Origin of the sequence: Streptomyces sp. NPDC059875 (assembly GCF_042731085.1) — a bacterium.
Classification (GTDB): Bacteria; Actinomycetota; Actinomycetes; order Streptomycetales; family Streptomycetaceae; genus Streptomyces.
The window spans coordinates 46,808-53,873 of the sequence record NZ_JBHWJZ010000046.1; the positions used below are offsets into that span (position 1 = coordinate 46,808).

The following is a 7,066-nucleotide window of genomic DNA, read 5'->3' on the forward strand; positions in this document are numbered from 1 at the left end:
TCAGCCGGTCGTTCCCCGGCCCACGAACTCCGCCCCCCGGTCCCGCAGCCTCTCGTGCAGCGCCGCGAAGACCTCCGCCGAGCGGGCGCCCGGCCAGTCCTGCGGCAACAGCTCGGCCGGCAGGACCGGGTCCGCGTACGGCAGGCGGCGCCAGGAGTCCAGAGCGAACAGGTAGTCCCGGTAGGCGTCCTCCGCCGAACCCGGGGAAGCCCGAGAGGCCGTCCAGGACCGCAGGACCGGCTCGTGGGCGGCGAGGAACTCCTCGTGGAGCTTGGCGATCGACGGCAGGTCCCACCAGCGGGCCACCGCCTCCGCGGTCGCCGCGTAGCCCAGGTGCTCGCCGCGGAAGAGGTCCACGTACGAGGAGAGCTCCAGACGTTCCAGCGTGTGACGGGTCTCCTCGTACAGCCGTGCCGGGGCGATCCAGACGCCGGGGGCCGCCGTGCCGAAGCCCAGCCGGGCCAGCCGGGAGCGCAGCAGATGGCGCTTGTGGCGCTCGGCTTCGGGGACGGTGAAGACGGCGAGGACCCAGCCGTCGGACAGCTTGGGTTCCGTACGGGTGTAGATCCGGCGGTCGCCGTCGTCCAGGAGCTGGCGTGCGTCGTCCGACAGCGCGTATCCGGCTGCTCCGTCCGCGGTCCGGCGCGGCAGCAGCAGCCCCCGCCGTTTCAGCCGGGACACCGACGACCGAACCGAGGGCGCGTCCACGCCGAGCACCGCGAGGAGGCGGATCAGCTCGGCCACGGGCACGGGCTCCTCGCCCGGCGCGAGGCCGCGGCCGTACGCGCCGTACAGCGAGACGATCAGGGAACGGGGGGTGTGCTGCTCGGCCACGTGATCACTCTAGGGGGTGGCAGTGTCGTCGGGGTCTGCGCGCAGCCGGAATCGCTGCAGCTTCCCCGTCGCCGTCCGCGGCAGCGCGTCCAGGAAGACGATCTTGCGGGGAGCCTTGTACGGCACCAGCCGGGCCCGTACGAACGCCCGCAGCGCCGCCGCCGTCTCCGCGTCGCGCGGCACCCCGTTCCGTACGACCGCGTAGGCGACCACGATCTGGCCGCGCATCTCGTCCGGGTGGCCCACCACCGCCGCCTCGACCACGTCGGGGTGGGCGAGCAGCGCCTCCTCGACCTGGGGGCCGGCGATGTTGAACCCGGCCGAGATGATCATGTCGTCGGCGCGGGCCACATAGCGGAAGTAGCCTTCCGCGTCGCGGACGTACGTGTCCCCCGTGACGTTCCAGCCGTCGTGGACGTACTCGCCCTGGCGGGGGTCGGAGAGATACCGGCAGCCGACCGGCCCGCGCACCGCGAGCAGGCCCTCCTCGCCGTCGGGGACCTCGGCGCCCGCACGGTCCACGACCCGCGCCTGCCAGCCGGGCACGGGCCGTCCGGTCGTGCCCGGGCGGATGTCGCCGTCCGCCGCGGAGATGAAGATGTGGAGCAGTTCGGTCGCCCCGATGCCGTTGATGAGTTTCAGGCCCGTGCGCCGGTGCCAGGCGTCCCACGTCGCGGCCGGCAGGTTCTCGCCCGCCGACACGCACCGCCGCAGGGACCGCAGCGAGGCGACGTCGTGCCCGCCGTGCCGGTCGATCTCCTCCAGCATCACCCGGTACGCGGTCGGCGCTGTGAACAGCACCGACACCTCGTGCTCGGCGATCGCCGTCAGCAGCTGCTTGGGGCCCGCCTGTTCGAGCAGCAGCGCGCTGGCACCGGCGCGCAGCGGGAAGAGGACGAGCCCGCCGAGGCCGAAGGTGAAGCCGAGCGGAGGGGAGCCGGCGAAGACGTCGTCCGGCTCGGGTCGCAGGACGTGCTCCGAGAAGGTGTCGGCCACCGCGAGGACGTCGCGGTGGAAGTGCATGCACCCCTTGGGGCGCCCGGTCGTCCCCGAGGTGAAGGCGATCAGGGCCACGTCGTCGGCGGCCGTCTCCACCGCCTCGTAGGTGTCCGGTCGGCCCATGGCGAGGGAGAGCAGATCGTCGGGGGAGTCCCCGCCGAACGCCGTGATCCGCAGCCCCGGCACCTCGGCCTTCACCAGGTCGTCGACGCTCCTGATGTCGCACAGCGCGTGCGTGCAGCGGGCCATCTCGCACATCACGGCCAACTCCTGGGCGCGCTGCTGGGCCAGGACGGTGACGGCGATCGCTCCCGCCTTCATGACCGCGAGCCAGCAGGCGGCCAGCCAGGGGGTGGTGGGGCCGCGCAGGAGCACGCGGTTGCCGGGCCGGACGCCGAGGTCGGAGGTCAGGACGTGCGCGATCCGGTTCACCCGCTCCCGCAGCTGTCCGTATGTCCAGACATGTCCCGTACCGTCCCGGAACGCCGGACGCTCCGCGCCGAATCGTTCCACCGTGGCGTCGAGCAGTTCCGCCCCGCAGTTGAGCCGCTCGGGGTAGTCGAGCCCCGGCAGATCGAAGAGCAGGCGTGGCCACGCGTCGGCGGGCGGCAGATGGTCGCGCGCGAAGGTGTCGTGGTGGGCCGAGGGGGTCAGCTCCATGAGTTCGTCCCCTTGTCGTGGTGGGGTCGCCCATCGAGCGTATCGTGATGGTGACGACAGTCAACAGTGCGCGATAGAACTGATGCAGGCGAGCGACACAGAGGGAGACAGGGGTCCGAATGTCCGTATTCTCACTCGATCCACGCCAGACCGCCCGGTGTGCGGAGCTCCGCGCCCTCGCCGCCGAGCGCCTGCGGCCGCTCGCCGAGAAGGGCGAGCCGGGCCGGGTCAACCGCCCCCTCGTCGCCGCCCTCGGCGAACTCGGCCTCCTGGCCGGACTCTTCGACGCCGGCGCCCTCGACCTCTGCCTGCTGCGCGAGTCCCTCGCCCACTCCTGCACGGAGGCCGAGACCGCGCTCGCCCTCCAGGGCCTCGGCGGCCACCCGGTCGCCGCCTTCGGCACCCCTGAGCAGCGCGCCCGCTGGCTCCCCGAGATCGTCGCGGGACGGGCCGTCGCCGCCTTCGCGCTCAGCGAGCCCGACGCGGGCTCCGACGCCGCCGCCCTCTCCCTGGAGGCCCGGCCGGACGGCGCGGGCGGCTGGCGCCTCCACGGCGAGAAGCGCTGGATCTCCAACGCCCCCGAGGCCGACTTCGCCACCGTGTTCGCCCGCACGACCCAGGGCGCCGGAGCCCGCGGCGTCACCGCCTTCCTCGTCCCCGCCGACCGGCCCGGCCTCTCCGGCAGCCCCCTCGACATGCTCGCCCCGCACGCCATCGGCTCCCTCGTCTTCGACGGCGTCCCCGTCGGGGCCGCGGACGTCCTCGGTGAGACCGACCGGGGCTTCCGGGTGGCCATGACCACGCTCAACCTCTTCCGCCCCAGCGTCGGCGCCTTCGCCGTCGGCATGGCCCAGGCCGCCCTCGACGCGACCCTCGTCCACACCGCCGCCCGCAGGGCCTTCGGCGGCGTCCTCGGCGACCTCCAGGCCGTCTCCCACCAGGTCGCCGAGATGGCCACCCGCACCGAGGCCGCCCGACTGCTCGTCTACGCGGCGGCAGCGGCGTACGACGCGGGCGCCGCCGACGTGCCGCGACGCTCGGCGATGGCGAAGCTGCTGGCCACCGAGACCGCGCAGTACGTGGTCGACGCCGCCGTGCAGCTGCACGGGGCGCGGGCGCTGCAACGCGGCCACCTGCTGGAACACCTGTACCGGGAGGTGCGTGCACCGCGCATCTACGAAGGAGCCACCGAGGTCCAGCGCACGATCATCGCCAAGGAGCTGTACGCCGCGACCGACCGGGCCGCCGCGGGGTCCCCGGCGGAGCCGACCGAGGTCGCCGCCCGGCAGCCGGTGGAGCCGACCGCCGTCGCCGGGCCCCCGGCGGAGCCGACCGCCGTCGTCGCCGAGTCGCCGAAGGAGCCGTCCGTATGAGCCTGCACCGGCACAACCCCGCCGAACTCTCCCCGCCCACCGGCTTCTCCCACGCCGTGACCGCCACCGGCACCCGGCTGGTCTTCCTCGCCGGACAGACCAGCCTCGACCGCGACGGCAAGGTGGTCGGGGAGACCCTGCCCGAGCAGTTCGAGACCGCGCTCACCAACCTCCTCGCCGCCCTCCGCCACGCCGGCGGCACCCCCGCCGACCTCGCCCGCGTCACCGTCTACGCCACCGACATCGCCGACTACCGGCAGCACGCGCCCGAACTGGGCCGGATCTGGCGGCGGTTGGCCGGACGCGACTATCCGGCGATGGCCGTGATCGGTGTCGTACGGCTGTGGGACGATCAGGCCCACGTGGAGCTGGACGGCTTCGCGGTGGTGGACTAGGGCCTGTCCGGCGGATCAGGGCCTGGCGGCACAGGGGAAGCCATGCCGGAGATCGAGCTGACCGCGGGAACGATCACGTACGAGGACACGGGCGGTCCTGGCCCGGTCGTCGTGCTCCTGCACGGACTCGTCCACGATGCCACGGTCTGGCGGAAGGTCGTCGCCGCGCTCGCCCCGGACCACCGGGTGCTCGCGCCGACCCTCCCGTACGGCTCCCACCGCACCCCGATGCGGCCGGACGTACCGCTCTCGCCCGACACCGTCATCGACCTGATCGCCGAGTTCCTCGACCGGCTGGACCTCACCGACGTCACGCTCGTCGAGAGCGACTGCGGCCGCGCCCAGACCGTCGCCGTGCGCCACCCGGAGCGGCTCGCCCGGCTCGTGCTCATCTCCTGCGAGGCCTTCGACAACTGGGGGTGTCTTCAGGGTCCGGCCGGGCTCCCGACGCCCAGCACGCACATCTGCCGCGTTGTCGTCGGTCGCCATGGCTCCGCCATTGTCTCCCTCCTCCGCCTTGCAGCTGCACGCGCCGGACGCCGCTCGCTGATCCGGCCAGACCCTGAAGACACCCCCACCGCCGGGGGCGCCCGGCAAGATGATCGACCTGGCCTGCCGCGTCCCCGGCGGGATCCTCCTCATGGCCCGCGTCCTCGGCTGGAAACCGCTGCGCCGCCTGCCCGTCGGCCTCGGCGCGCTCACCAGGCGACCCGTACCCGACGAGATCGCGGACGGCTGGCTGCGCCCCCTGCGTACCGACCCCGCGATCCGCGACGACTTCCGCCGCTACTGCCTGGCCGTGCGCCGGGACGAACTCCTCCAAGCCGCCGAAGGGCTGCGGAAGTTCGACCGCCCGGCGCTCGTCGTCTGGGCGGCCGACGACCTGATGATGCCGCGCGAGCACGGCCGCCGGCTCGCCGAACTCCTGCCGCGGGGGCGGCTCGTCGAGATCACGGACAGTCGCACCCTCGTCGCGGAGGATCAGCCCGAACGGCTCGCGGACACCTTGCGGGCCTTCGTCGCGGAGACCCCCGGGCCGCCCGCTTGATCAACTGGAGAGTCTCTGGACCCGGGCTTAATGTCGAGGGGTGGACTGACCGGCCCACGGCACCCTCACAGAGCGAGGGCGCGATGCGCCATGAGTACACCCAAGCCGACAACCCCAGCAGAGACCGCGAGGCCCCAGAAGCACAGTGACGGCAAGGGCATCGCCCTGTTCGTCATCGCCTCGTGCCAGTTGATGGTCGTTCTCGACATCACGATCGTCAACATCGCGCTGCCGCACATCCAGAGCTCGCTGGAGTTCTCCACCACCAGTCTGTCGTGGGTCGTCAACGCCTACACGCTGACCTTCGGCGGTCTGCTGCTCCTCGGTGGACGCGCCGGCGACATCCTCGGCCGACGCCGCGTCTTCATCTTCGGCATCCTCCTCTTCGGATTCGCCTCGCTGCTCTGTGGACTGGCCCAGAACGACTGGCAACTCCTCGCCGCCCGTGCCCTCCAGGGCGTCGGCGGAGCCATCGCCTCCCCGACCTCGCTCTCCCTGATCACCACGAACTTCGACGAAGGCCCCGAACGCAATCGGGCCTTCGGCGTGTTCGCGGCCGTCTCGGCGGGCGGCGGCGCGATCGGCCTCGTCGCCGGCGGAGTGCTCGTCGAGTGGCTCGACTGGCGCTGGATCTTCTTCGTCAACGTGCCCATCGCGCTGCTCATCGCCTTCCTCACCCCCCGCCACATCAAGGAGTCCGAACGCCACCCCGGCCACTTCGACTTCACCGGGGCGCTCACCTCGACCCTCGGCATGGTGGCGCTGGTGTACGGGTTCATCCGCGCCGCGCAGGAAGGCTGGCGCGACCCCTGGACGCTCGCCTCGTTCGGCGCGGCTGTCGTCCTGCTGCTCCTGTTCATCCTGGTGGAGCGGCGCTCCCGGCAGCCGATCACCCCGCTGCACATGTTCGCCGACCGCAACCGGGCGGGCACGTACGCGATCATGCTCTGCCTCGCCGCGGCGATCTTCGGCATGTTCTTCTTCCTGACGCTGTGGGTGCAGGGCGTCCTGCACTTCAGCCCGTTGAGGACCGGCCTCGCGTTCCTGCCGGTCAGCGCGATCATCGCGGTGGGCGCCGGTATCACGTCCCAGTTCCTGCCCAGGTACGGGCCGAAGCCCTTCATGGTCGTCGGCTCGCTCTTCTCGGCGGCGGGCCTGTCGTGGCTGACCCTGACCAATGTGGACTCCACCTATATGGGCAGCATCCTCGGTCCGATCCTGGTCTTCGGCTTCGGCATGGGCCTGATGTTCGTCTCGCTGACCATCATGGCGCTGTCCAACGTCGAGCAGCAGGAGTCGGGCGCCGCCTCCGGACTGCTCAACGCCACCCAGCAGGTCGGCGGTTCGCTCGGGCTCTCGATCCTGGTGACGGTCTTCGGAACGGCCAGCCGCAACGAGGCGCAGGACCAGGTCCCCGCCTTCCTCTCCCAGGCGGGGCCGCTGGAGAAGGCCGAGTTCGCCAAGACCGGGCAACTGCCCCCGCCCTGGGCCGACGAGGTCCTGACAGCCGGTGTCTCGTCCGGCTTCATCACGGCGGCGGCGTTCTCCATCGTCGCGTTCTTCATCGCCCTCTTCGTGATCCAGGTCCGCGCCTCGGACCTCGAACGCCTCAAGGGCGGGATGCCACCTCCCGGCTGATCCTCCGGGCCCCGAACCGTCGCCGCGGCCCGCCCCCCCGGGGGGGCGGCGGCGCGGCCCCCCCAGGGGGCCGCGGGCGGCGAAACCCCGAGCGGGCCCCCCTTCAGCGGGGGCGCCCC

At 72.4% G+C, this 7,066-nt stretch carries 6 protein-coding genes and 1 pseudogene; 5 read left to right on the forward strand and 2 right to left on the reverse strand.

What is annotated here, in order from left to right:
* Nucleotides 1-834, reverse strand: coding sequence for a PaaX family transcriptional regulator C-terminal domain-containing protein (locus ACFV9D_RS35015; protein WP_385155680.1), 834 nt, complete (start codon nucleotides 832-834; stop codon nucleotides 1-3).
* A gap of 9 nt (nucleotides 835-843) precedes the next feature.
* Nucleotides 844-2,493, reverse strand: coding sequence for an AMP-binding protein (locus ACFV9D_RS35020; RefSeq protein ID WP_385155683.1), 1,650 nt, complete (start codon nucleotides 2,491-2,493; stop codon nucleotides 844-846).
* Nucleotides 2,494-2,612: 119 nt separating this feature from the next.
* Here ACFV9D_RS35020 and ACFV9D_RS35025 point away from each other — a divergent pair, with 119 nt between their 5' ends.
* The 5 genes and pseudogenes from ACFV9D_RS35025 to ACFV9D_RS35045 all read left to right on the forward strand — a co-directional run bounded on the left by ACFV9D_RS35025 (nucleotide 2,613) and on the right by ACFV9D_RS35045 (nucleotide 6,947).
* Nucleotides 2,613-3,866 carry an acyl-CoA dehydrogenase family protein gene (locus tag ACFV9D_RS35025; protein WP_385155686.1) on the forward strand — a complete coding sequence of 418 codons (1,254 nt, stop codon included), beginning with the start codon at nucleotides 2,613-2,615 and terminating at the stop codon, nucleotides 3,864-3,866.
* A complete protein-coding gene (locus ACFV9D_RS35030; protein ID WP_385155688.1) occupies nucleotides 3,863-4,261 on the forward strand; it encodes a RidA family protein in 399 nt (132 codons plus the stop codon). The genes ACFV9D_RS35025 and ACFV9D_RS35030 overlap by 4 nt, the downstream gene beginning before the upstream one ends.
* A 42-nt stretch (nucleotides 4,262-4,303) precedes the next feature.
* Nucleotides 4,304-4,600 (forward strand): annotated as a pseudogene (locus ACFV9D_RS35035) (alpha/beta fold hydrolase); the annotation flags it as partial.
* Between the two features lie 259 nt (nucleotides 4,601-4,859).
* Nucleotides 4,860-5,309 carry an alpha/beta fold hydrolase gene (locus ACFV9D_RS35040; protein ID WP_385155702.1) on the forward strand — a complete coding sequence of 150 codons (450 nt, stop codon included), beginning with the start codon at nucleotides 4,860-4,862 and terminating at the stop codon, nucleotides 5,307-5,309.
* A gap of 90 nt (nucleotides 5,310-5,399) precedes the next feature.
* Nucleotides 5,400-6,947 carry an MFS transporter gene (locus ACFV9D_RS35045; RefSeq protein WP_385155691.1) on the forward strand — a complete coding sequence of 516 codons (1,548 nt, stop codon included), beginning with the start codon at nucleotides 5,400-5,402 and terminating at the stop codon, nucleotides 6,945-6,947.
* Nucleotides 6,948-7,066 lie beyond the last annotated feature (119 nt).

Coding starts and splice junctions, on each gene's coding strand:
- ACFV9D_RS35045 (WP_385155691.1), top strand. CDS start 5,400: ATGAGTACACCCAAGCCGACAACCCCAGCAGAGACCGCGAGGCCCCAG.
- ACFV9D_RS35030 (WP_385155688.1), top strand. CDS start 3,863: ATGAGCCTGCACCGGCACAACCCCGCCGAACTCTCCCCGCCCACCGGC.
- ACFV9D_RS35020 (WP_385155683.1), bottom strand. CDS start 2,493: ATGGAGCTGACCCCCTCGGCCCACCACGACACCTTCGCGCGCGACCAT.
- ACFV9D_RS35025 (WP_385155686.1), top strand. CDS start 2,613: ATGTCCGTATTCTCACTCGATCCACGCCAGACCGCCCGGTGTGCGGAG.
- ACFV9D_RS35040 (WP_385155702.1), top strand. CDS start 4,860: ATGATCGACCTGGCCTGCCGCGTCCCCGGCGGGATCCTCCTCATGGCC.